This window comes from Sediminibacterium soli, assembly GCF_009939225.1.
Taxonomy (GTDB): domain Bacteria; phylum Bacteroidota; class Bacteroidia; order Chitinophagales; family Chitinophagaceae; genus Sediminibacterium; species Sediminibacterium soli.
In genome coordinates, this window is the sequence record NZ_JAACJR010000004.1 from 44,257 (window position 1) to 70,571 (window position 26,315).

The window sequence follows — 26,315 nt, forward strand, 5'->3', positions numbered from 1 at the left end:
GAAGATACGTCAACGCAGGCAACCGGTTTTACCGCAAATAAAAAAGCCTGTCGTTTGAGGACAGGCTTTTTTATTTGCTGCAAAAAAATTATTTTACAGAGATGGGTACCACCAGGTTTTCCCAGGAAAGAGAAATATTGCTGGCATTTACGTCATACTTCAGTTCCTCCTGCAGTGTGGCCGACTTAACAGGCTTTACGTTAACACGCAGCACATCCTTTGATGGATCGAGCGTGGTTTCGCCCTGCCTGGTAATGCCCCACTGACCGGTTTGTGAATTAAAGATGATGGTCCATTCGTTCTGACCCGGAATGGCATACACACTGTATTTGCCGGCAGGTAATTTTTTGCCTTCAACGGTCAGGTCTTTGTCTGTTTCGATAACAGTGGCGGCGTTGGCGCCCGCCCTCCATACTTTATCGTAAGGCACCAGCGCTCCCCAGACCTGCCTGCCTTTTACCCTTGGGCTGCTGTACTTAACGGTTACATTAGCCTCGCCGATCCTGCCGGTGGCAGTGGCGGCCGGACTTGCCGGCTGTGCCATAGCTGTTGTAGACAGGCAGATGGCGGCAAGAACCAATAAAAATGCGTTTTTCATAGAAAAAATTTAAGGTGAAATGATGATGATCAGGGTACCGAAGTTACCATTTTCTGTTTGGTTCCCTAACCGCTCATCCTTTTATGGTAACAGATTTCCCGGCCGGGGCGACAGAAAGCCGGTACCGCAGTCACGTGTTTTATGTGGAAGGAAATGGTACTTTAGCCGGAAGGTTACTACCGGTTATGAAACAAGGCAGCCTCACAAGAATTGCGCCCACCCCCAGCGGTTTTTTACATATCGGCAATGCATTGTCGTTTGCGGTCACCAGCGCCCTTGCGGAGAAAACGGGTGCGGCGGTTTTATTGCGGATCGATGACCTGGACCAGGCGCGTGCCAGACCGGAATACCTGCAGGATATTTTTGATACCCTTCATTTCCTCGATATCCCCTGGCAGCAGGGGCCGGTTTCAGTGGCGGATTTCAAAGAAAAGTATACGCAGGAAAAAAGAATGCCGCTATACAACCAGGCGCTGCAGCGTTTGCGCGATGCGGACCGGCTGTTTGCCTGCGATTGCTCCAGAACCCTGCTCGTGCAGCAGCCCTGTTGCTGTGCACAGAGATCTTTGTCGCTGGATACACCGGGTACCAGCTGGCGAATCAGGACAGACAGTTCCCCTGTATCATTTTACACAGCTGCGGGCGAACGAATTGAAAAGAAGATGCCCGAGTCAATGCAGCACTGTATCGTCAGAAAAAAAGACGGCTATCCCTCGTACCAGCTGGCTTCGGTATGTGATGATATTTACTGGAATGTAGATCTGATTGTACGCGGACAGGATCTGTTCGATTCCACCATCGCGCAGCTGTTCCTGGCCCGTTACCTCGATGCTTCCTCGTTTACGCAGGCAGTTTTTTGTCATCACCCGCTGATAGAACAGCATGGGGTTAAACTGTCCAAATCGGCCGGTGCCACAGCCATACGTTATCTGCGTCAGCGGCAAAAAAACAGCGCAGCGGTATACCAGCTGATGGCAGAAGCGATCGGCCTAACCACAAAAATTTCCGACAGGCATTCGCTGACAGCACACCTGCCTTTTGCGCTGTGCTGATCTGCGGGCTCGATAACATATGCTGCATTCGTAGAAAAAAATCAGACTGGCACTAAAAAATCATACCAGCCCATTTTGCGGCCTGTATGCATTTCGCGTGTTATTTTTAGAAAAGTTTATTGTTCCAGAAATCTATGACGCATCCCTTACCCGCTGCTAATGAGCTCGATTTTCTTTCCGGTGGCGGAGAAATGGGTGAACGTATCCGTAACTATCCCTGGAAGGATTCTCCGTTGGGTGCGCCAGAGAACTGGGACCAGAGTTTAAAGACCTGTGTTCGCATCATGCTCACCTCGCAGCAGCCGATATGGATCGGCTGGGGTAAGGAGCTGATCAAACTGTACAACGACCCGTATAAGGCCATAGCGGGAGGCAAACATCCTGCAGCGCTTGGCCAGCCCGCCTCGGTGGTTTGGAAGGATATCTGGAAAGACATATCCCCCCTGCTCGCCAGGGTAATGGAACGGAACGAAGGTATCTATGCAGAATCGCAGTTGCTGATCATGGAGCGTTACGGTTATCCCGAAGAAACCTATTATACTTTTTCCTACAGCCCGGTGCCGGGTGCAGACGGACGCACGGCCGGTATGCTCTGTTACAATACGGCCGAAACAGCGCGGATCATCAACGAGCGATCGCTGAATACGCTGCGCAAACTCGGCGCCGATATCCGCAGGGAAAACACCGATGCGGTGCTACGGTCAACAGTGGCAGTGCTTGCCGACAACAACAGGGATTTCCCGTTTTCCATCATCTGCCGTATCAGCGAAGAAGGCAGTATGGCCTGCCCGGTTGCTTTTGCAGGGATAGATGCGCGGCACCCTGAGATGCCCGATAAAATAGACCTGACGCAACCATCCGAAAAATGCAGGTCGCTGCAAAAAGCGGTGACAGAGAACGAGACCGTTCTCTTTGAAGATTTCGGAGACCCCCATACATTGCCAACAGGCCCCTGGAAGCTGGCGCCCAAAGAATTTGTGCATGTGCCCATTTCGGCAGGCAACCGCAAAACACCGTTTGCGGTGCTGACCCTGGCATTGAACCCGTTCCGGAAATTTGACGATACCTACCGGCATTTTATCCGGCTGATCTGCGACCAGGTATCGCTGGAGCTGAATAATGCAATGGCTTACGAGGAAGAACGCAGGCGGGCCGAAGCGCTGGCCGCGATCGATAAGGCAAAAACGGTTTTCTTCTCCAATATCAGTCACGAATTCCGCACGCCGCTTACACTGATACTCGGGCCGCTGGAAGAGCTGCTGCGCAAACCGCAGTCGCAGCTTGGCCCCTGGGAAAAACAACATATCGAAACAACACACCGGAATGCACTGCGTTTGCTGAAGCTGGTGAACTCCCTGCTTGATTTCAGTAAAATAGAAGCGGGCAAACAGAAAACCGTTTTTAAGCCAACGGATATCGCGGCGCTGACGCGGAATCTGGCGTCCTATTTCCGCTCGGTTACAGAGAAAGCAGGTTTGCAACTGGAAATACAGGAAGAAGATTTTCCCGGGCCGGTATATGTTGATCCGGATATGTGGGAGAAGATCGTATTCAATCTTTTGTCAAACGCATTCAAATACACACTGAAGGGAAAGATTGTTGTGAGTATACAACCTGACGGCGGTTTTGCGGTGCTGAAAGTGGCTGATACCGGCGTAGGCATTCCGGCATCAGAACTGCCGCACATGTTCGACCGGTTTCACCGCGTGGAGAATACAGGCGGCAGGAGTTATGAGGGAACGGGGATCGGGTTATCGTTTGTAAAGGAACTGGTGCAATTGCAAAACGGCGAGATCGGTGTTGAGAGCGAATTGGAGCAGGGAACCGTATTCACCGTAAAAATCCCGCTGACAAAAAAAGCGGTGGCCGATGACACATCCATCGTTACCGAAGCCTCCGCAGCGTATGTAAAAGACAAGATATATCTCAGCGAAGCGGAATTGCCGGACGATTTGAATAATAACACACAGCATGCGGCGTCAGCACCCGTATCCGAAAAGAACAGGGCGCTGGTGATGGTGGTGGATGACAATGCCGATATGCGGGAACATATCGTTTCTGTTTTGTCGGGCCGTTTTGATACGCTTACCGCGAACAATGGTATGGATGCCCTGCTGAAACTGAAAGACAATAGTCCCGATCTGATCATCAGCGATATCATGATGCCTGTTCTCGATGGTATCGGGTTGCTGCAAGAGGTCAAGAAAAACAAACTTTCAGAGCATATTCCCGTTGTATTGCTTACCGCGCGGGCAGGAGAGGAATCAAAGATAGAGGGCTGGGAAATGGGCGCCGACGATTACCTGGTAAAACCGTTCTCTGCCCGCGAACTGCTGGCGCGGGTAAGCTCGCATATCAACCTTGGCAGGATGCGCAGCGCCAACGAACAAAGTGTACGCAACCTGTTCAGCCAGGTGCCGATGGGTATTGCGGTATACCGCGGACAGGATCTCGAGATAGAGATGGTGAACGATACCATGCTGCGTTACTGGAACAAGACCAGGGAACAGTCGTTGGGCAAGCCGTTATGGGAACTGTTACCCGAATTCAGGGATATCTTCGGCGGCATCGCGGAAGAAGTGTACCGCACCGGTAAACGATTCAGCTCGGAGGAGTTCCCCGTTACGCGTTACTGCGATGGCCGGGAAACAACAAGGTATATAGCATTTGGTTTTGAGCCCCGGTTTGATGAACTGGGAAATGTGATGGGCATCATCGGCATCGCCAGCAATATTACTGCGCAGGTGGTGAACCGGAAAAAGACCGAGGAAAGCGAGCGGCAGCTGAATGAGCTGGCCAATGCCATGCCGCAACTGGTATGGATCACCGATGCAGCGGGAGCGCCGCTGTACCTGAATGAGCGTGCCTCGGCTTTTGCCAACGCAGAAAAATTGGCAGACGGTTCCTGGCGCTGGGATCCGGTGATTCATCCCGACGACAAAGCAGAGACATTCGCTGTCTGGGGCAGGTCGCTCGCATCAGGACAGCCTTACCAGCGGGAGCACCGGATGCAGTTGAAAGACGGCAGCTATCACTGGTTCCTCAGCAGGGGCTATGCGCAGAAGGATGCGCAGGGCACCGTGACGAAATGGTTTGGCACTGCCACCGATATCAACGAACAGAAATCATTTGCCAGGGCGCTGGAAGCAAAAGTGTACGAACGCGCGGAACAGCTGAACCAGGCCAATGAAATACTCGAGACAAAAAATGCGGAACTGGAAAGACAGAACGAGGAACTGGCTTCTTTCAGTTATGTGGCAAGCCATGACCTGCAGGAGCCGCTTCGTAAAATACAGACATTCAGCAACCGCATACAGGACCTGGAGAAAGACAAACTGTCCGATACGGGTAAAGACTATTTTAACCGGATGATCGCGGCGGCCAAAAGGATGCACCTGCTGATAGAAGCCCTGCTGGATTATTCCCGGACGAATACATCAGACAGAACATTGGTGGAAACGGATATTGCATCGCTGCTGAGAGACGCCAGGAGTAATTTATCCATACTGATCGAGGAAAAGAAAGCCGTTGTGGAGGCAGGGCCGCTGCCAAAGATTAAAGTGATACCCCACCAGTTTCAGCAGCTCTTAAGCAATATCATCGCCAACTCGCTCAAGTACAGTAAGCCCGATGTGGCGCCGCATATTGCTATCACTGCAGAAAAAGTGACGGGTGCAGACAGTGCGCACGCGGGCTTGTCCCGCAACAACCGGTACTGGCGCTTTTGCTTCCAGGACAATGGCATCGGGTTCGAACAGCAGTATGCAGGCAAGATATTCGAATTGTTCCAGCGTTTGCACGGCCGCATGGAATACTCGGGCACGGGCATAGGTCTTGCCATCTGCAAAAAGATCGTACAGAACCACAATGGTGTGATCACCGCTTCCGGCGAACCGGGTGAAGGCGCAAGATTTGATGTGTACCTGCCGGTAAACGAATGAGCCGCGGTTTTTAAACGCTTTTAGTGGTGACCGCCGTACCTATTACCGCCGCTCTCTTAGAAATAACTCAGCCACCATTGGGTATGTGCTGCCTTGTATTCGCTGTATTTTTTGCATACAGGGTACAGACCTGCCACCACGGCTATCCATATCAGGTAAACCACACCCAGTGAAAATCCGAAATCGTTTGGTCTGAAAACCATCAGACCGCCGGTTGCCTGCGCCATGGTATGTCCGGTGGCAAAGAAGGCGATCATGCAAAGCAGGTGGATAACCAGGAAATGCAGCATGTAATAGAAAAGCGGAACCCTTCCGTATATGACCACGATATCGGCCCAGCGCGCCCTGGTTTTTTCAAGCCATGCCAGCAGCAGCAAACCCGGTCCGATGGTCATGCAGCAATAGAGCAGCGAGGGCGGGTACTTGGTGACGTTGAAAAACGAAATGATCGTTGCCGTCGTGTTTTTCTGCTCACTCCATGGAAAAAGATCGCCGTAAACATTCAGCCAGCGCAGGATAAAGAAGGCGGTTACGGTAAGCAACCCTGTTTGCACAAGCTGTTTTCTCCTCATGGCCGGGTCGTAGTCCTTGCTGAACCAGCTGCCCAGGCAGTACCCCAGCAGCATGATGCCGGGCCAGGGAATCAGCGGGTACAGCACACCTAGCAGCCTGCCGCCGCCGGGCGCAAAATATTGCTGGTGCAGCAGGGCCCAGATCATCGATCGATCCGTGGCATTGGGTGCATCGTTGAAGCGATCGAGGAAATTATGTCCTGCCACCAGCAGCAGTCCCAGTGCAAACAACACCGGAACCGGCAGGTAAACCAATGCGGCCATCAGCATCATGGATAAGCCGGTTACCCAGATTACCTGCAGACCGATAAAGGAATAGCTGGGATCGAAGCTGAACAGGAAATTGAATACCACGATCTCGAGCGCGACCAGCCAGATACCGCGTTTAAGCAGGAAAATTGAAAGATCTTTTTTGGAGCGTTTTTGTCCGGTGAGAAAAACAGATGTGCCTGCCAGGAATACAAACAGCGGCGCGCAGAAATGCGTGATCCATCGTGTAAGGAACAGGATGGGTGTTGTGGTTTCCGGGTTGGTGGGATCGCCGGTCATGGCATCAATATGAAAGAAATCGCGCACATGGTCAAGCGCCATGATGACCATGATAATGCCACGCAGCCGGTCGATGGAGTCGATGCGTTTTTTGGAAGGGAGGGCAACCGTGTTCATGCAGTCAGTTTGCAGTAAAATACAGCAAACTGACTGCAATTGCAACAGGTTTCTGTGTTGCACGGTTGAATGGCGGTATTGGTAAACTGTTTAGGGCGGTGCTGGTTATATAGCAATTCAGCCATTTAACAATTTAACCATTAACTCACATTTACGTAGTACTACGCAGCCCCTGTCATCCTAATCACTATAGAAAATTCGGTGAAAACACCCTTTTTCAGTTCGCGCTTTGGAGCATTATTGTTGTGCCAAAGTTAATGATGTGAGAAAAAGCCTGCTACTGCCGGCTTTGTGTATGATCTGTCTTGGATACCAACAGGCAGTACACGCACAGGGCAAAGCAGATACATCCAATATCCAGACAACCTTCCCTGAGAAGGCGCTTGACCGTCTTGCACGCTCCGGTGCCGGAATGGAGCAGGCGATACATCATAGCTCCCAAAAAACGATCAGAAAGATCCGCCGAATAGAGAGGAAAATCAGCCGGTTAGCAGGCTTGTCCGATTCCTCGACCGCCTCGTATTATCAGAAACTGGAGACGGCTGCGGACAGTGCATCACGGAATTTATTCAATTTTTCTTCTTATATCCCTTCTATAGACAGCCTGCAAACCTCATTGCGCTTCCTGGGTGTCCGGTCTGATATTACAGACAATCTTTCCGCCGTACAACAGCGCTATACAGGTGCCGCCGGTATCGGCCAGTCGCTCGGCCAGCGGTATGAGGTATTGTGTAAAATGATCAATATCCCCGCAGCAGGAAAATACCTGCGGTCGATCGATAAAGAGATCTATTACTATCGCCGGCAACTGGCTGAATATAAATCCATGCTCGCCGATCCAGATAAACTGGCGCGGCGGCTGGTAGACTATGCCAGGCAAATGCCTGCCTTCCGCGATTTCTTCCTGAAGAACAGTTCGCTCTCGAGCCTGTTCAGGCTGCCGGGCGGTACACCCGATCCTGCGGCGCTGGCAGGGTTGCAGACGCGGGCCCAGGTGCAGGGTATGGTCAATGCAGCCATCCCCGCTAACGCCGATCCGCAGCAGTACCTGCAGGGCCAGCTGGCCGCCGCACAGGCCGAACTCGATAAACTGAAGAACAGGATCAACCAGTTGGGCGGTGGCAGCAGCGAATTGTCCATGCCCTCTTTCCGGCCCAACAACCAGCGTACAAAATCATTCTGGAAAAGACTCGAAGCGGGGATGGATATCCAGTCGCAGCGACCCAACCAACTGCTGCCGGTAACAAGCGATATCGCACTCAGTCTCGGGTACAGGCTTAACGACAACAGCACCATCGGGATAGGCGCGGGGTATAAACTGGGCTGGGGACAGAATTTCAGTCATATCAGGTTTACCAGCGAAGGGTTTTCCCTGCGGAGTTTTCTCGATATCAAAGTCAAAGGCGGCTTCTGGGCAAGCGGCGGTTTCGAATACAATTACCAGCAAAGTTTTTCCGGTATAGCCGAACTGCAGGATCTGTCGCGCTGGCAGAAAAGCGCTTTGCTCGGGATAACAAAAAAATACCGCATCGGTAAAAAGCAGGGAAAACTGCAGTTGTTATGGGACTTTATCAGTTATGACCAGGTACCAAAAACGCAGCCATTGAAATTCAGGGTTGGGTACCAGTTATAAAGTGTTTGTTATTTATAAATCTATGCACATGAAGAAAGGGCATGTACTCCGTTCATCCTGGTTATTGCTGCTGATCATCCCGGCGCAGTTGTTATTTGCGCAGGTGGTGGATGATCTATCCAGGTACACCGATTTTCTGCCGGCGCCGCCAAATGCTGCGGCGATCGCGAAATACGGATCGATCAGCCTGAATAAAAACACGGGCGCACCAAATATATCCATTCCTTTATTCACGGTAAAAGGCAATAAGCTCGCAACAGGAATAGCCTTGTCTTATTCCAGCACCGGTATCAAAGTAGATGAGATCGCTTCGCGGGCAGGTATGGGCTGGGCGCTGAATATGGGCGGCGTGATCTCGCGTACGGTAAGAGGTGTTCCCGACGAACAGAGACCGCGCGCCATACCATGGGCGCCTATCGGCATGAACTGGTCAACCTACAACTTCGCCAGTTCGATCATCAAGGCCAACAATGCCCAGGGAAACGATGGCGAACCCGACCTGTTCACTTTCAACTTCAATGGCTATTCGGGTTCATTTGTTTTTGATCCCGACATGAATCCTGTAATGATATCGCGTTCGGATATACGCATCGCCAAAGATTTTAACGGCACCGAATGGAATTTTTTGATGACCACTCCCGATGGTATACGGTATTATTTCGGTGGAAGCAATGCTACCGAAAAAACCAAAAGGACCTCTACCTGCGGCAAGAATTTCGAGCTGTATGTCAATAACGCCTGGTACCTCGTAAAGATCGAACACCCCAACGGCGAGCAGATCCGTTTCGGTTATGAACCGCATACGTACAGTTACCAGACAGGCGTATCGCAGACCATGTACTGGGTGAGCCCGCAGCCCGTGCATTCCTGTCCAACCGTGACCACCTGTTCCACGCCGCCAACCGCCACCTGCGTCAACACTGTACAAACACAGGGTGTGTTGCTGAAATCTGTAGAAGCCACCGGTCGCGTAAAAGCCGTGATCAGCTACCGCAACCGTTACGATTGCTCCGATTCGCTGGTAAGCAGTATCGAACTCACCGACCTGGTCAAAAACCGGCCGGCAGGATCTTTTGAAATGGAATACGATGATGTGGTGGCTACCGGCCCTGCAAACGAAAGCGGGTACGGTTCCGATCATACGCCCTTTCTCAACAGCCTGAGAGAAAGATCCGCTGATCTTGCGCTCGATAAAAGACACCGGTTCAGCTATCTCGATGCCGCATCACGCGCGCCGCGTTTGTCTTTTTCGCAGGATCACTGGGGATTTTATAATGGCAGGAGCAACCAGTCGTTCGTACCGAAACCCGATAATAAAATACCGGGAGGAGGTTATACCAACGCCTCACGTTTTCCCGCAGCCTCAGGTAACCGCGAACCCGATGCCGCCTATGCAAAGCTGGGCATGCTTACCAGGATCGACTACCCCACAGGCGGGTACGACAGCATTTTGTATGAGGGGAATGAAATAAGGCAGGCGGTGGATGTGGGTACCCTGCACAGGCTTATGTCTGGCATTACCGGAACCGGAATGCAGGCAACGCTTACCGATACCACTACTTTTTCCATCGAACAGACACAGGAACTGGACCTGCTTATCAACTGTGCAGACAATACCGGCAACGGCAGTTTCGATCCCGTTCACAACAAGGGAAATGTATCGTTCATCAATGCTGCAGACGGAACCGTATATACACTGCTGGTAACACCCGGTACCATCAGCCATGTATACCCTTTGCTTACGCCCGGAACTTACCGGATGGTACTTTCCGCCAATGGCGCCAATGTAACCACCAACGCGGTACTGGAGTATAAGCCATTGTATACGCTTGCAACAAAGAACCTGCCCACGGGCGGTATCCGCGTAAGTTCGGTATTCACAGGTAACAGATCGGAAAGACCGGTTCACAGGAAATATTATTATGCATCCACGGACTCGCTGCACGCATCTTCTATGAATCTGCGGTTGTTCCCGCAGTATTTTTCGCAGTCGCGTTCGGAAAGCACCTGCGGCGACGGCGACTATACCTCCTGCGAAACTTTTTACCTGTTCGCCAACTCGATCAATACGCTGAACGATTACCAGGGCTCCCTTGTGAGCTACAGCAGCGTGGTGGAGGGACTTGGCGATCATTTTGAAGGCGGCGCTACCGAAACCAGGTTCATGACAGAAAAGGACGGACCCGGTGAAGTGCTGTTCGGGTACGATTTTCTCAATGCGGGCAAGACCAATTACAGCAATGCATTCAACGGCAAGGTGAAAGAGGAGATCTTATGGAAGCAGACCGGTTCGGGCCTGATCCCTGCAAAAAGAACAACACATGCGTATAAACTCGATCTAAGAGGCGCAAAAGAAGTATACGGATATTCGATCAACGGGCGCTATGGTCTTTACCCCGCAAACAGCGATCTCCTGGTTATTGATACTACGAATTACAATCCTCCGTTTGAAGGCGGTACACCCTTGTACCAGGTATTTCTCAAACCTCTCGATATTCTCAGGTACAAAGTATTGTGCGACTGGACCTATATCGATTCCACAACGGAAATACTGTACGATGAGAACGGTCAGAACCCCCTGGCCGATACCAGACATTTTTATTACGATACCAGTGCGCATACGCTGGTTACGCGCACCGAAATCCGTAACAGCAGGAACGAATGGCTGAAGACCCTGTTCCAGTACCCGGCAGATTTCGGAGGACAGGCTGTATACGACAGCATGATCAGCAGGAATATGCTCACACCCGTTGGCGCGGTGAATTATAACAACAATGCCGAGATCAGCCGCCAGCGGATACATTTTGCAGACTGGGGGAACGGGAACATAGCGCCGTCTTCCATACAGAAATCGTTCAACGCAAACACGCTGCGCACGGAGATGGTGATGGATAGTTACGACAGCGCAGGTAACCTGCTCCAGTTCACCGGCAGGGATGGCATACCCAATGCCGTGGTATGGGGTTATAAGAATACCTATCCCGTTGCCAAAGTGCCGGGCGCAACCTATGCCCAGGTTACGGGTGCATTGACGGTAACGCCAGCGCAGTTGCAGAACATGGATGGCGCTGCGCTTCAGACCGAACTCGGCCATATACGCAGCGCATTTCCCGGGTTGCCGGTTACAACCTATACCCATCAGCCATTAACAGGTATTACGGCCATGGTGGATGCCAACCAGGTCAAAACAGGTTTTGAATACGATGCATTCAACCGCCTGGAACATATACGGGATAACGACAGCAACCTGGTAAAAAAAATCGAATACAGTCTCGCCGGCCCCGGAAGCCCAACGGCTATGCCGCTCTACCGCAACGCAGGCGCAAGCGCCTCCTTCAGTTGCCAGACCTGTGTTACAGGATACACGGCAACAACAGTTGTTTACCAGGTGCCGGCGGGTAGGTATACCTCACTGGTTTCGCAGGCACAGGCGGATAGTCTGGCAGCAGCCGATATTTCGGTCAACGGGCAGGGCTATGTCAATGCGCTCTCTCTTTGCGTCAGAACTGTTATCCATACTTACCTGAGCGTACAGAAAGCAGGTACGTTTACCCGGCAGTGTGCTGCAGGCGGTACGGGGTCTTCTGTTACGTATACGGTAAATGCAGGTGTATATACCTCGCAGACCAGCCAGGCAGACGCCGACAACCAGGCGCAGGCCGCCGTGAATGCCAACGGTCAGAGTTATGCAAACAGCAATGGCACCTGTACTTTCTCCAGCATTGCCAAATCGGGCACATTCACCAAACAATGTGCCCCGGGTGGTACGGGCTCGTCTGTAACCTATACGGTGGGTGCAGGTGCATATACTTCATTGATCAGCCAGGCTGACGCGGACAACCAGGCTCAGGCTGACGTCAACGCCAATGGTCAGGGTTATGCGAACAGCCATGGTACCTGTACTTTCTACAATGTTGTTAAATCGGGAACCTTTACCAAACAATGTTCCACGGGTGGTACGGGCTCGTCCGTAACCTATACGGTGGGTGCAGGTGCATATACTTCATTGATCAGCCAGGCTGACGCGGACAACCAGGCTCAGGCTGACGTCAACGCCAATGGTCAGGGTTATGCAAACAGCCATGGTACCTGTACCTTCTATAATGTTGCTAAATCGGGAATTTTTACCAAACAATGTGATCCGGGAGGTACGGGTTCTTCTGTAACGTACACCGTTGCGGCAGGCACTTATGCCTCTAACAGCAGCCAGGCCGATGCCGACAACCAGGCGCAGGCACAGGTAAACAGTTACGGCCAAACCTATGCAAACAACAACGGTACTTGTACCTTTTATAATGCGGTTAAATCGGGAACCTTTACCAAACAATGCGATCCGGGCGGTACGGGTTCTTCTGTAACGTACACCGTTGCGGCAGGCACTTATGCCTCTAACAGCAGCCAGGCCGATGCCGACAACCAGGCGCAGGCACAGGTAAACAGTTACGGCCAGACCTATGCAAACAACAACGGTACCTGTACCTTTTATAATGTGGTCAAATCGGGAACATTTACCAAACAATGCGATCCGGGCGGTACGGGTTCTTCTGTAACATACATCGTTGCGGCAGGCACCTATGCCTCTAACAGCAGCCAGGCCGATGCCGATAACCAGGCGCAGGCACAGGTGAACAGTTACGGCCAGACCTATGCAAACAACAACGGCTCCTGTACTTTTTATAATGTTGCCAAATCGGGGACCTTCCAGAAACAGTGCGATCCGGGTGGTACGGGTTCTTATGTTACCTATACGGTTGCTGCGGGTACCTATGTATCGTACAGCAGCCAGGCAAACGCGGATAACCAGGCGCAGGCGCAGGTGAACAGCTATGGTCAGACCTTCGCCAACAACAACGGCACCTGTGCTTTTTACAATGTGGCCAAATCAGGCACTTTTACCAAACAGTGCAGCCCCGGCGGTACGGGTTCTTCCGTTACCTATACAGTACCGGCAAGTTCCTACCTGTCTTATACCAGCCAGGCGGATGCGGATAACCAGGCGCAGAACGATGTAAATACCAACGGTCAGAATTATGCCAACAGCCATGGCACCTGTACTTTTTATAACGAAACAAGATCGGGCACGTTCCAGAAACAGTGCGATCCCGGCGGCACAGGTTCTTATGTTACCTATACGGTTGTTGCTGGTACCTATGCATCCAACAGTAGCCAGGCGGATGCGAATAACCAGGCACAGGCGCAGGTGAACAGCTATGGCCAGACCTATGCCAACAACAATGGTTCCTGTACTTTTTATAATGTTGCCAAATCGGGCACGTTCCAGAAACAGTGCGATCCCGGCGGCACAGGTTCTTATGTTACCTATACGGTTGCCGCGGGAACCTACGTATCGTACAGCAGCCAGGCCGATGCGGATAACCAGGCGCAGGCACAGGTGAACAGTTATGGCCAGACTTATGCAAACAACAATGGCACCTGCACATTTTACAGTGCGGCCAGATCGGGCAGCTTCCAGAAACAGTGCGACCCCGGCGGTACCGGTTCATGGGTTACCTATTCAGTAAGCGCAGGCGCCTACACCTCGAACATCAGCCAGGCGGATGCCGACAGCAAAGCGCAGACAGATGTAAATAACAACGGCCAGGGCTATGCCAACAGCCAGGGATACTGCACCTATTACAGCGAAGCCAGGTCGGGCAGCTTCCAGAAACAGTGCGATCCGGGCGGCACAGGTTCCTATGTTACCTATACGGTAGCTGCCGGCACTTATGTGTCGTACAGCAGCCAGGCCGATGCGAACAACCAGGCGCAGGCACAGGTGAACAGTTACGGCCAGACCTATGCAAACGGCAACGGCTACTGCACCTGGTACAACAGCGCCATGTACGATCTGCTGCAGAAGAACGATTGCGCCGGAAGCGGTATTGGCTCCTATGTAGCCTACTCCATTCCGTATGCTACATTCTCATCCAACACCAGCCAGGCGCATGCCGATCAACTGGCGCAGAACTACTGGAATGCCAATGCGCAGAACTATGTTAACAGCAACGGCTCCTGTACCTGGTATAACACCGCCATCACCCAATCGTTCCAGAAAAATGACTGCGGGTCTTATGCGGTGGGCTCCTCTGTAAACTACACAGTAAGTGCGGGAAGTTACTCATCCAATGCCAGCCAGGTCCATGCAAACCAACTTGCACAGACGCAGGTAGACACGTATGGCCAGGGTAATGCCAATGCAAACGGCTCCTGTACCTATTATAACTACGCCGTATCGGCCGATTTTACCAAATCATGCCCAGCGGGCTACCAGGGATCCACGCACAACTATACCATCGCCGCGTGGACCTACTCGAGTACCTCCAGCCAGCACGATGCGCAGGTAGCGGCCAATGCCGCGCTGAACAGCGCAGGACAGGCTAACGCGGATAATATCGGCACCTGTACTTACCTGTGCACAAGCGGCAACTGCAGCGGCATCGATAAAAAATGCGTGTTCAATGTCTGCGAGACCGGGGTGAAAGTGGTCACCAACTCCGAGTTGCTCGGGCCGCGCTGGTACCTCTGCACCTATCACTACGAATGGAGCGATGGGTCGTGGTCGCAGGACTATACGGAAGAATCGGCCTTTGGCTGTTATTGATAAACCGAAAAAGAAAAAAATGAAAATACCCTTTCTTGTAACCGGCCTGCTGCTCTCGCTCTGTCTCAGCGCACAGCAGCCCTCGCCCGCCGAACAGCTGGCGCAGAAGATAGCGCAGAAAATAAAAGACAGCCTGAAGCTGTCGCCGGCCCAGCAAACGCAGCTGTACGAGATCAATATGCAGCTGCATAACCGCAAAATGGAAACGCGCAAACAGTACGGTACGCCGGCTGCAGCCGCGCCCTATATACAGATCGTGGAGAACGGCCGCGATTCTTTGTACAGGCAGGTGATACCTGCCGGTAAATTCAACCTGTACCTGCAGAAAAAAAGCAGGCTGGTAAGTAATAACTGATGTTGAACGCTTATATACCTGGCAAATGAAAACGATCCCTATCAGACAAACAGTCACGGCGCTTGCAGTACTACTGACCGCCGCGGTCAATACCACCCGTGCGCAGTTACCATTCCCCGCCGCCTATCCGCTGGATACGCGGATCAACTATGTGCGTACCTGGGAAGCGCATGCGCCAACGCAAAACCCGTCGACGCTTATCGCCGCGCCGCTGCGCAACGCAAAACAGTCAACGGTCTATCTCGACGGGCTGGGCAGGACCCTGCAGACCGTAGCCAAACAGGGATCGCTGCCAACAGGAGGCAGCGCGGCAGACATCATCCAGTCCGCCCTGTACGATGAACTGGGCAGGGAGCTTGTCAGGTACCTGCCCACAGTTGCCAATGGTACCGGCGGCAATACTTCCATTTCGGATGGCGCGTTTAAATACAATCCCTTCCAGCAGGATTCGGTCTTCAATACCGCGCGTTTTGCGAACGAATCATTCTTCTACAGCCAGTCGGTGGTGGAAGCTTCGCCGCTGGCAAGAACGATAAAGGAGATGCCGGCAGGCAACAGCTGGAGCGGCAACGGAAAAGGAACCGCTCACCGTTACCTGAACAACAACACCGGCGACTCTGTGGTGATCTGGGATATCACAGGTAATGCCAACCCGGTTTTTAACGGGTATTACGCGGCAGGTGCGCTTACGCGGCACGATATCACCGATGAACAGGGTATGACGGTACAGGAATTCGTTGACAAATCGGGTAAGACCCTGCTGAAAAAAGTACAGATCTCGGCATCCGCGGGTACGCTTCCCTCCGGTGCTTATACCGGATGGCTCAGCACAGGCTATGTATACGATAACCTCGGCAACCTGCGGTTCGTGATCAGCCCCAAAGCCATGGCAGCCATTGCCGGCAGCTGGACGATCGGCAGCGGCATTGCCGATGAACTGTGTTTTGCGTACGGCTACGACGAACAGAACCGTATGGTCACCAAAAAAGTACCCGGGGCAGGTGTGGTGGAAATGGTGTACGATACGCGCGACCGGCTGGTGATGACCAGGGATGGCAACCTGCTTTCTGCGGGTAAATGGATGGTAACGGTATATGAGAATACGCTGAACAGGCCGGTACAGACCGGGCTGCTGGCAGATGCATCCACCCGCGCCACCCATGCGGCAGCAGCGGCATCTTCTGCGGGCTACCCGTCTGTGGCATCGGGTTTTGAATTGCTGACGGAAACATTTTACGATGGATACGGATGGGTAACGGGCACGGGTCTCAGCGCCACACTGGTAACCGGCGCCATACATGCGCCGGAATTTCTGACAACCTATCTTGCCTCACCCGAATTTGCGGAACCGGTTACCGCCACGGCAGCGGTGAATGGGATGGTCACCGGTACCAAAGTAAAAGTACTGGGTACGAATACCTACCTGTATTCGGTAAACCATTACGATGCCAAAGGCCGCAGGATACAGACACAGCAGACCAATATCAGCGGCGGAACGGATATCGGCACTACGCAATACGACTGGTCGGGCAGGCCCCTGCGGGTATTGTTACAACATCAGAAAAGCAGCGGCAATGCGCAGACCCATACGCTGCTGACCATTAACGAATACGACGATGCGGGCAGGCTGGCAACGGTGAAGAAAGAGATAGACGGCACGGGTATCCGCCAGACCAGCGCGAGCAGTTACGATGGTTTGGGGCTGCTTGCCGCAAAAACCCTGGATAACAGCCTGGAGACTCTGCAGTACGACTACAATATCCGCGGCTGGCTGCTGGGTATGAACCGGGAATATGTAAAGGATGCATCGCAGGCTTATTTCGGTTTTGAGCTTGCCTATGATAAGACCGCGAATATCATCCCGGGCTCAGGTTATGCAGCGGCGCAGTACAACGGCAATATTGCCGGCACCACCTGGAAAAGCCGCGGCGATGCGGAGAAGCGGAAATACGATTTTGCCTATGATGGGGCGAACCGTTTGCTGAAAGCCGATTTTACACAGTACACCTCGGGCAGTTTCAGTACTTCGGCCATGGATTTCAGTGCGAAGATGGGTGATGGCAGCGATGCGAATACGGCTTATGATGCCAACGGCAACATATTGCGTATGCGCCACTCGGGACTGAAGAACGGGGCCACGCAGTTGATAGACGACCTTAGCTACAACTATATAACCGGCAGCAACAAACTGCTGAATGTGAACGATGCGCAGAACGATGCGCAGACGGTCATCGGCGATTTTCGAACCTCTCAATTGCATCCGTCTTTTGGCGCCAAGACTACCAGTACGGAGGACTATGCTTATGATGCCAATGGCAACCTTATCAAGGACCTCAACAAGGACATCATTGATTACAGCGGGAGCAATGGTATCAGTTATAACCATCTCAATCTCCCTGCATCCATTACTGTGCGTGGAGCTTCTGGCAACAAGGGTACGATTGTGTACCTGTATGATGCACAGGGCAACAAACTGCAGAAAACAGTAACGGAAGGAAGCAGCACCATAACCCAACAATATATTTCCGGCTTTGAGTACCGTAACGATACACTGCAACTGGCGATGCATGAGGAAGGCAGGATAAGAAAGGTGGACAGCAGCCTGGTATATGATTATTTTCTGAAAGACCATCTTGGTAATACGCGCGCTGTACTTACCACAGAGAGAAAAACAGATGGTTATCCTGCTGCCACGATGGAAACGGGTAGTGCATGGGTGGAGAATAGTTTGTATGAGAACATTGACAGCACGCGCAGCGGGCTGCCTGCGGGTTATCCAACGGATACGTATACGGAACCTAACGAGTATGTGGCCAAGCTGAATGCCTCGACGGGCAAGAAAATTGGCCCTGCAATATTGCTGAAAGTGATGGCGGGCGATTCTGTGAACATACGTTGCAGTAGTTGGTACCGTCTCAACGGAACTACTCCTGGAGATCCGGCGAGTCCATTAACGGACTTGTTAGTGAACCTTGCCAAAGGGATTACGAGCGTAAGTGGACTGAAATATACCCAGCCGCAGTTATCGAATACATTATTGCCGCCGGGCATAACCGATCTCCTAAATGGCCGTAACACTGGCTTCAACTCCTCCCGCCCCAAAGCGTATCTGAGTTGGGTATTGCTGGATGAGCAGTTCCATTATGTAAGCGGCAGCAGCGGTTTTGAGCAGGTGGGTGCGGATACGGTACTCACCACCTGGGTAAAGACGGCGTTGCTGATGAGTAAGAATGGGTATCTTTATGTGTATACGGGAAATGAGAGTGAGATTAACGTGTATTTTGATAATTTGCAGGTATCGCATGTAAGGGGGCCTTTGTTGGAGGAGACGCATTATTATCCGTTCGGGTTGACGATGGCGGGGATATCTTCTAAGGTTGCGGGGAAACCGGAGAATAGGTTTAAGTATAATGGGAAGGATTTGCAGAATAAGGAGTTCAGTGACGGCAGTGGGTTGGAGTTGTATGATTATGGAAAACGCATGGGAGACCCGCAATTAGGAAGATGGTGGGTATTAGATCCTAAAGCTGATTTGCTCGAAATGTCTACTCCTTATGCGTTCTGTTATAATAATCCTATTATATATACCGATCCGGACGGAGAACTGGCGATATTGATAAATGGGAGAGTTACTGCTGAATCGCAACGAGGTAACGCATCATATTGGGATAGAGGTGTAATAGAAGCAATAAAAAGCTCTGGCATTCCTAACAGCAGTAATATGATGTTTGTTGATGGAGATAGATTTAGAAGGCACGAATGGCCAGGGTCAAATGGTGATTACGATGAATGGGGCGGTATTCAAAACGGTGCGTACACGCAAGGGAACTCTGCTGAAGGAAGAAGAAAAGCAGGGTATCAATCGGGTAAAGATGATTTTAAATCCATTTTAGCAAGACTTGCCCGAGATCCCAAAACCAATAAGATAATCGAGAAGATTGAAATTTACACACATAGCCGTGGGGCGGCTTTTGGGGCAGGCTATACAGAAGCGTTGATGGAGATGATACAGAAAAATGCTGATCAATTTGCAGATCCTCAAAATGTAATTGACTTAGTTTATAACATGGCACCGAATGAAGCTGATAGAGATGGAACTGCGGAGCCAGGAGGCGTAAACGCATATTCACAGCACCATAATAATGATTTTCTATCCGGTGCAGGTCAGCAAGGAACAAAGGCGAATTTTGTGAGTAAGGAAACTGCTGGAGGGTTGTTTGGGCCGCATTCTACAAGCTCCTTTGTTAAAGATATTACAGCGTTCACAAAAGCTTTTGCAAACTCAACTAATAAAAAAGATTCTAAAAAAATAATCAGAGATTTTATTAACGCCATGCAACAGTATGGTATAACAGTAACTGTTCAACAATGAGTAATACACTTAAAGCCATTTTAATCAATTTTGGATTATTTATTGTTTTAATAATCCTGTACTTCGTGAGTGGATTTTTAGCAGGTTACGGCTCCAATAATAACTACGAAGAAGCGGCATGGCGATTATACCTATGTTTTGTAATTGGTCATTTAGTCATCAATTACCTGCTATTGAAAAAGATGCGAATTTTTGATCCTACTGCTTTTGTATCAAGCTGCATTGAAATACTAATCCTCTATGGAGTAGTGGCTTGGATATACAGGTAAGGTATTGTATTAAAGAAAATCAAGCCGCTCATAACTGGGCGGTTTTTTTATGCCCACTACCCACTTAGTCCTATATATTTTCTCTGCTAAGTGTGCAGTTTAAACATTTAAAATCATGTATATGAATACAGAAAATCCAAACTGCTTTGTATATGAAGCAGGAGAATTGCTCATCGAACTACTCGGAGGTATCCGTATCGATACACTCGACAGAATGAGGGTAACGATGAAAGTATCGGTAATCAACAGGAAATACCCGCAGTACATTAGTGAAACAGCAGACTTAGCAGTACGCCATAATCTCGACTTGTATAACGATACACAGGTGGAGAAATTCGTAAGGAGGGTTGCTGAGCGACTGGAAGTTGGCAGCATAGCTATTACAAAGGCCATAGCAGATATTACGAGCCAGTTGGAGGTGTACAGGCTGGAACAGTTAAGCAAGCAGGAAATGAGGAAAGAAAAGGTGCTATCTGCCAGCGAACGGGAAAGTGCTGTGCAGTTCCTCGAAGGAAAGAACCTGCTGGAGAGAACTAACGAGATGATTGGCAAAAGCGGTGTAATTGGCGAAGAAATAAACAGGCTGCTTATGTACCTCATCTTTACCAGCAGGAAAAGAGAACATCCGTTGCATATAATAAGTTTGGGAAGCAGTGGTATTGGTAAAACATACTTACAGGAGAAGGTTGGTGAACTCATTCCAGCAGAGGATAAAGTAGAAATCACTATCCTGTCAGAAAATGCACTCTACTACTTTGGTCAGAGAGAGCTGCAACACAGATTGGTGATGATTGAAGACTTGGATGGTGCTGAAAATGTACTGTACCCTCTGCGTGAATTGCAGAGCAAGAAGTTCATCACCAAAACACTGGCACAGAAAACTACCACAGGAGAAACCAAGACAGTACACATCAAAGTGGAAGGGCCAGTGAGTATTGCTGGATGCACCACACAGGAGCAGGTATATGAAGACAATGCTAACCGCTCATTCCTTATCTACATAGATGAGAGTAAGGAACAGGATAACCGTATCATGGAATACCAGCGCAGGAAAAGCGCAGGTTCGGTAAACAGGAAGCAGGAGCGGGAAATAAAAGAGTTGCTACAGAATACACAGAGGGTGTTACAGCCTGTACAAGTAAGAAATCCCTATGCTGAATACCTGATGCTGCCTGATGGTGTATTCAAGCCACGCCGTACCAATGCGCATTACTTGGCGTTTATCGAAGCTGTAACATTTTACCACCAATTTCAGAGGGCTGAGAGGGTAGATGAGGATACAGGAGAACGGTATATTGAAACTACGATGGAAGACATACAAGCAGCTAACTACCTTATGCGCGATGTATTGTTGCGTAAAAGCGATGAGTTAACAGGTGCTTGCAGGAACTACTTTGAACGTCTGAAACAAGTGCTGCAAAAGCAAAAGAAAAGCCTCTTTACAAGCAGCGATGCAAGTAAAATGCTGCGTATCCCGATAAGCACAGTGAAAAGGCATAATTTAGCACTACTGCAAAGCGGTTATATCCAACGACAGGAGGCAGATACAAAGCGTTTCCAGTACGAAGTAACCAGCTACGAAGATTACCAGCAGCTACAGGCCACGATCACCACAGCGCTGGACACTATCCTTGAACGGCTCACCAGCTCACTAACGGCTCAATCTACTAATGAGCCAGTTAAACCCGTGAAAACCAAACGGGTAAGGCCATCGGCTCAACGGCTCACCGAAAAATAGGGCAGGGCTAAAATTTCATCCCATTACATCACTGTTAAACCACCTGTGCAATGAAGCAACTACCATTGCAAAGCCCCTCTTATGCCTATGCAGAAAGGGGCTTTCGTGAATGGCTGGACATACTGGGCTACGCACCAACAACCATCTATAACCTTCCTAATGCTGTTAGAGAGTTATTTCACTGGATGGAAGGAAAAGGATGGACACAGCTACACCAGATAACCAGCATAAACATTACCGACTATTACGACCATTTAAGGGAACGGGAGAATATTACGCGTGGAGGTGGTTTATCCAATGCTTACCTAAATAAACACCGCCAAGCCATCAACCTGTTTGCAAACTACCTGCGGCAGAGCGGCAAACTGGCATTGCCTATTATGGAATGGGAAAACGAAGGAACAATAAGGGAGCAGATTGATGTACTCACCATTGAAGAGGTGAAGTTATTGTACCAATCAGCAGACCATTTTCCTGAACAGCAAAAGCATCAAAAGGGCAGGGAGTTTTACGAAGCACTACAATACAGGGATAAAGCAATGCTCTCCGTGTATTATAGCTGCGGACTTCGCAGGAATGAAGGAGTAATGCTCGATACAGGAGACATAAACTTCGACAGAGGATTGCTTCATGTAAGGAAGGGCAAAAATTATAAGGAGCGTTTTGTACCCATCACTAAGCAATCCCTGCAACACCTGCAAACCTACCTGTATGATGCAAGGCCGTTGCTTCTGAAGGCAGCCCGCTCACATGCCTTGTTCATATCAGCTAAAGCCCAACGAATAAATGGGCAAACTATGCTTGTACGCCTGAAATATCTGATTGGCTTAACTGATAATGCTCGTCTGCAACAAAAGCAGGTGGGACTGCATACACTCCGGCACTCGATAGCCACGCACCTGTTGGCAAAAGGGATGGAACTGGAGAGGATAAAAGATTTCCTCGGCCATACTTCGCTGGAATCAACCCAAATCTACACACACCTAAAAGAAGAATAGAATGGACAATGAACTGAAATTCGATTATTACCTGCACACAAAGCGATTGGCAGAAGCCACACGTAAAAGCGTTATAAAGCAGGTAAATTCCTTCCTTCAATGGCTGGAAGGTGAAAGTATTCCCGACCCTACAGAGACCAGCTATAACGATGTAATGGCTTATGTGAAGCACTGCAACAAACAGGGCAATTCACAGAAGACCATAGCCATAAAACTGATGTTCCTGAACCACTATTTCATGTGGCAAATCAAGGAGGGTGAAATGCAGGAGAACCCTGTCAGCAATATCCGTATCAAGGGTGTGAAGCGTAAACACCTGCACCATATCCTGAAACGAGAGGCTTTGAATTACTTGTACAATAACTACTACTTCGCTGATGTAGCAGATATACGGGACAAAGTAATACTCGGCATGATAGTGTACCAAGCCCTGCGGGTGGAAGAATTAACCAACCTCACCATCAAAAGCCTCTCACTGAAGGAGGCTAAAATAAGGGTAGAGGGTAGCCGAAAAGCCAACGCCCGTACCCTGATGCTGGAGCCTCACCAACTGCTGGACATAATGGAGTATGTTTCTTCTGCACGTCCGTTTATCCTGCAACAGACCCGTAAGGAAACCGACCGGCTGTTTACCAGCAGCGGCACAGGAGATAAACTGCTGAACACCTTGCAGCATATCCTCGTCCATGTGAAGAAGCTGGACAAGGAGGTAAAGGACTGGAAGCAGATACGGGCCTCTGTTATCAGCTACTGGATTTCTTTGTACGGCCTGCGTAAGGCTCAATATTTGGCAGGCCACCGATTCATCAGCAGTACCGAGGAGTACCAGCAGCAGGATTTGGATGAGCTGCAGGGCGATATTGACCGTTTCCATCCCCTCTAATCTTGACCGAACCCTGAAAACCGCACTTATTTACTTATATACTCCTTTAATAAGTGCGGTATTTGTGGTTTTTGAGGTAGGGCGCCTGTCTGATGCCCCCATATCCGATAGCCATTTTCTGACCCTCATTTTTTTAGCCCCCTTTTTCTGAAAGAGTGTTAAGGGAAAGACACACGAAGCCCTTCCACCATCAGGTAAAGCCTGACCGAGTTACGATTGCAATAAAGGGATTTCATTCTCGTAGGTCTTGCCCTCTCGGCTTTACCCTGAACGCTGCTTTTTCCACTGACCTCATCTGCGAGGTAGCAGCACGGAACTTTCAACCTTTACCTTTTTCCCCTGTCAGCAATAACACAATTTCACGATGACAGGCAATGAACCTCACGTTACTTTCTCAAGCCGACTGGTAACTACCTCTTGACGTGTTTTATCGTCCCACCTTTTAAGGTCTACGCTCCGTGATGATAGTTTGCGAATAGGGATTTTTGTAGTGGAGTGGGTGGGTTGGAACTACAATACAAATATACGAAAAGTAATAAACCGGTGAAGTTTATTTCCTTTCTCGATAGCAGAATAACAGGAGCAATTAACCCTGTATGTATAAGGAGAAAACATACCACGTTATTTATTCCCCGCTCCAGTACGATTATATAATTATTTCCAACTTTTTTGCTACCCCGGTATGTGTAAGAAGCCCCCTACCACTTCCGAAAGCCGCTCCAGTCGTTGAGCATATTGGTTGCTACTCCCGGGGCTGTTTACCTGCTTACTTTGAAACAACAATCAGCATTTGGACAAAGCCCGGCACCTGTAACAGTCATTTATTCACCTGTGCAGAGCCATGCAGGAAATAAGGTATGCAGTATTTACCCTCCTCACTAAAAACACACGCCAATTATCCTGCGGAGTAATCGTCATGGTTTTTGCAACCCTTCGTAAATCAGCATTCCGTTGCTTCTATATCTGCTATCGCATATACCGCAACTCCTTTCGGTTCTCGCCACTCTGCCTCCATTTGCTGCGCTTATACCTGCTTTCACAGGGGCTACGCTAATACCTCCGGTATGCTTAACAGCAGGTATGCGCTGTGTGAACATTACCGTTATCACGGTCTTTACTGTTCACCCCAGCAAATGGATAGGCGTTTTTTGAGTGGCTAAGAATACATGGTTATGGGAAAATATATCGTTCAGTCAATACACTTTCCTAACCACAATTAATAACCCTAAAACATTTACTATGAAATGGAAATTTACCATCCACATGCAAGACGATGAAATGGAAGATGATAGCCTGACCTTAACGGCTCAAATCGTGTATCGGTCTGAAAGGGATGAAATTATTACTGTATCAGCACAAGGCAGAACCCTTCTACTGGAAAACAACAGGCCATCCATACAACCAGAGGAAAAAATGAAATGGAAAGTATTAGCAGGCGTTATAAATGATGAAATCGTTTTACGGCTAATTATTTTGCACGTTGAAATGCACCTGACAGTAACCGAAGTAATTTATACCATTGATGATTAAGGCAGTAAGTCCTTTGGTACTACTTCCAGTGCATCAGCTATGAGGGAGGGGGAGGTGGGTATGGTTTTGGGTAAAAATGCATTAATTTGAGGCTGAAGTTTTTTGAAATATTGCTATAAGAGGAGACGCATTATTATCCGTTCGGGTTGACAATGGCGGGGATATCTTCGAAGGCTGCAGGGAAATTAGAGAACAAGAAGAACAAATTCCAAGGGCAGGAGTTGGATGACGACTTAGGAGTGAATTATTATGGGTTCAAATGGAGAAATCATGATCCACAGATTGGAAGATTTATACAGGTTGATCCACTTAGTGACAAATACGTTCACAACAGTACTTATGCATTCAGTGAGAATAAGGTAACTGCACATATTGAATTAGAAGGATTGGAAGCAGTACCAATTCCTTGGATGCTATTAGAGAGTAATAATATTATCACGCGTGGCCCTGTTCTTGAACAAGCAATTAAAACAACTGGTGAAATTGGTTCGAAGAGCGAACAGCATCACGTCTTGCCGAGACAGCTAAGGGGAGACCCTGTTGCAGAACAAGCTCGTCAGGGTGGTTTTAAATATGAAGGTGCTGAGAATAAAATTGGGGTAGAGAAGTTTAGCAGGTCATCAGGATCTGGTAGGCATGGAAATCATCCGGATTATACGAGCGAAGTGGCAAGACGAATGGGCGAGTTCCAAAAGGAGAACCCGAATGCCACACCTAAGGAAGCTGCTGAATTTGCCCGAAATCTTGTATCGGAATTAAAAGAAACTATTCAGAATAATCCAGGTACAAAAATTAATGACCTTTTTAAAGCACCGGTGGATAATACAAAAACAAATATCGCTGTTCCGTTAAGCAGTAAAGAACTGCAGCAGAATCGCGAGAATCAAAAAACAGCGAAAGAGCAGGAGCAGTTTAGAAAAGCGGCCGAAAGAAAAGGACAAGTTGTGCTGTAAATAAAATGAGGGCAGCAATGTATGCTGGAGAGTGTAAAATAAACTGTGTCAGGAGTTAAGTAATTAACTTTAAAACACAGAAAATGGAAAAGAACAATCCTGGAAGCCTCGATTATGAGGCAATGAAGCAAAAGCTCAAAGAGCAGTTCCGGAC

General features: G+C 49.6%; 13 protein-coding genes and 1 pseudogene. 12 read left to right on the plus strand and 2 right to left on the minus strand.

Annotation, left to right across the window (positions count from 1 at the left end):
• Nucleotides 1-88 precede the first annotated feature (88 nt).
• Entirely contained in the window at nucleotides 89-598 is a 510-nt protein-coding gene (locus tag GWC94_RS03260; RefSeq protein WP_161833592.1) for a DUF2911 domain-containing protein, read from the minus strand.
• A gap of 185 nt (nucleotides 599-783) precedes the next feature.
• Here GWC94_RS03260 and GWC94_RS03265 point away from each other — a divergent pair, with 185 nt between their 5' ends.
• Nucleotides 784-1,650 carry a glutamate--tRNA ligase family protein gene (locus tag GWC94_RS03265; protein WP_161833593.1) on the plus strand — a complete coding sequence of 289 codons (867 nt, stop codon included), beginning with the start codon at nucleotides 784-786 and terminating at the stop codon, nucleotides 1,648-1,650.
• A 134-nt stretch (nucleotides 1,651-1,784) separates the two neighbouring features.
• Entirely contained in the window at nucleotides 1,785-5,591 is a 3,807-nt protein-coding gene (locus GWC94_RS03270) for an ATP-binding protein (RefSeq protein WP_161833594.1), read from the plus strand.
• A 56-nt stretch (nucleotides 5,592-5,647) separates the two neighbouring features.
• Here GWC94_RS03270 and GWC94_RS03275 read toward each other — a convergent pair whose 3' ends face one another.
• Nucleotides 5,648-6,829, minus strand: coding sequence for a DUF1624 domain-containing protein (locus tag GWC94_RS03275; RefSeq protein ID WP_161833595.1), 1,182 nt, complete (start codon nucleotides 6,827-6,829; stop codon nucleotides 5,648-5,650).
• Between the two features lie 262 nt (nucleotides 6,830-7,091).
• Between GWC94_RS03275 and GWC94_RS03280 the strand changes: the two genes are divergently transcribed.
• The 10 genes and pseudogenes from GWC94_RS03280 (at nucleotide 7,092) to GWC94_RS03320 (ending at nucleotide 26,161) form a co-directional block, all read left to right on the plus strand.
• Nucleotides 7,092-8,462, plus strand: coding sequence for a hypothetical protein (locus tag GWC94_RS03280; protein WP_161833596.1), 1,371 nt, complete (start codon nucleotides 7,092-7,094; stop codon nucleotides 8,460-8,462).
• 28 nt (nucleotides 8,463-8,490) lie between these two features.
• Nucleotides 8,491-15,063 (plus strand): DUF5977 domain-containing protein, encoded by a 6,573-nt coding sequence (locus GWC94_RS03285; protein ID WP_161833597.1) that lies wholly within the window; start codon nucleotides 8,491-8,493, stop codon nucleotides 15,061-15,063.
• Between the two features lie 19 nt (nucleotides 15,064-15,082).
• Complete coding sequence (locus GWC94_RS03290) at nucleotides 15,083-15,418, plus strand: hypothetical protein (RefSeq protein WP_161833598.1); 336 nt, start codon at nucleotides 15,083-15,085, stop codon at nucleotides 15,416-15,418.
• A gap of 25 nt (nucleotides 15,419-15,443) precedes the next feature.
• The gene (locus GWC94_RS03295) at nucleotides 15,444-19,790 is read left to right on the plus strand and encodes a DUF6443 domain-containing protein (RefSeq protein ID WP_161833599.1); all 4,347 of its coding nucleotides are present in this window, start codon (nucleotides 15,444-15,446) and stop codon (nucleotides 19,788-19,790) included.
• 390 nt (nucleotides 19,791-20,180) lie between these two features.
• The gene (locus GWC94_RS03300; RefSeq protein WP_161833600.1) at nucleotides 20,181-21,797 is read left to right on the plus strand and encodes an ATP-binding cassette domain-containing protein; all 1,617 of its coding nucleotides are present in this window, start codon (nucleotides 20,181-20,183) and stop codon (nucleotides 21,795-21,797) included.
• A 50-nt stretch (nucleotides 21,798-21,847) separates the two neighbouring features.
• Nucleotides 21,848-22,795: a tyrosine-type recombinase/integrase gene (locus GWC94_RS03305; RefSeq protein WP_161833601.1), complete on the plus strand. Its 948-nt coding sequence runs from the start codon at nucleotides 21,848-21,850 to the stop codon at nucleotides 22,793-22,795.
• Between the two features lies 1 nt (nucleotide 22,796).
• The gene (locus tag GWC94_RS03310) at nucleotides 22,797-23,678 is read left to right on the plus strand and encodes a tyrosine-type recombinase/integrase (RefSeq protein WP_161833602.1); all 882 of its coding nucleotides are present in this window, start codon (nucleotides 22,797-22,799) and stop codon (nucleotides 23,676-23,678) included.
• A 1,239-nt stretch (nucleotides 23,679-24,917) separates the two neighbouring features.
• Nucleotides 24,918-25,208 carry a hypothetical protein gene (locus tag GWC94_RS03315; RefSeq protein ID WP_161833603.1) on the plus strand — a complete coding sequence of 97 codons (291 nt, stop codon included), beginning with the start codon at nucleotides 24,918-24,920 and terminating at the stop codon, nucleotides 25,206-25,208.
• Between the two features lie 143 nt (nucleotides 25,209-25,351).
• A pseudogene (locus tag GWC94_RS17070) lies at nucleotides 25,352-25,582 on the plus strand (RHS repeat-associated core domain-containing protein); the annotation flags it as partial.
• A 36-nt stretch (nucleotides 25,583-25,618) separates the two neighbouring features.
• On the plus strand, nucleotides 25,619-26,161 hold the full coding sequence (locus GWC94_RS03320) for an AHH domain-containing protein (RefSeq protein WP_394367108.1): 543 nt from the start codon (nucleotides 25,619-25,621) through the stop codon (nucleotides 26,159-26,161).
• Nucleotides 26,162-26,315 lie beyond the last annotated feature (154 nt).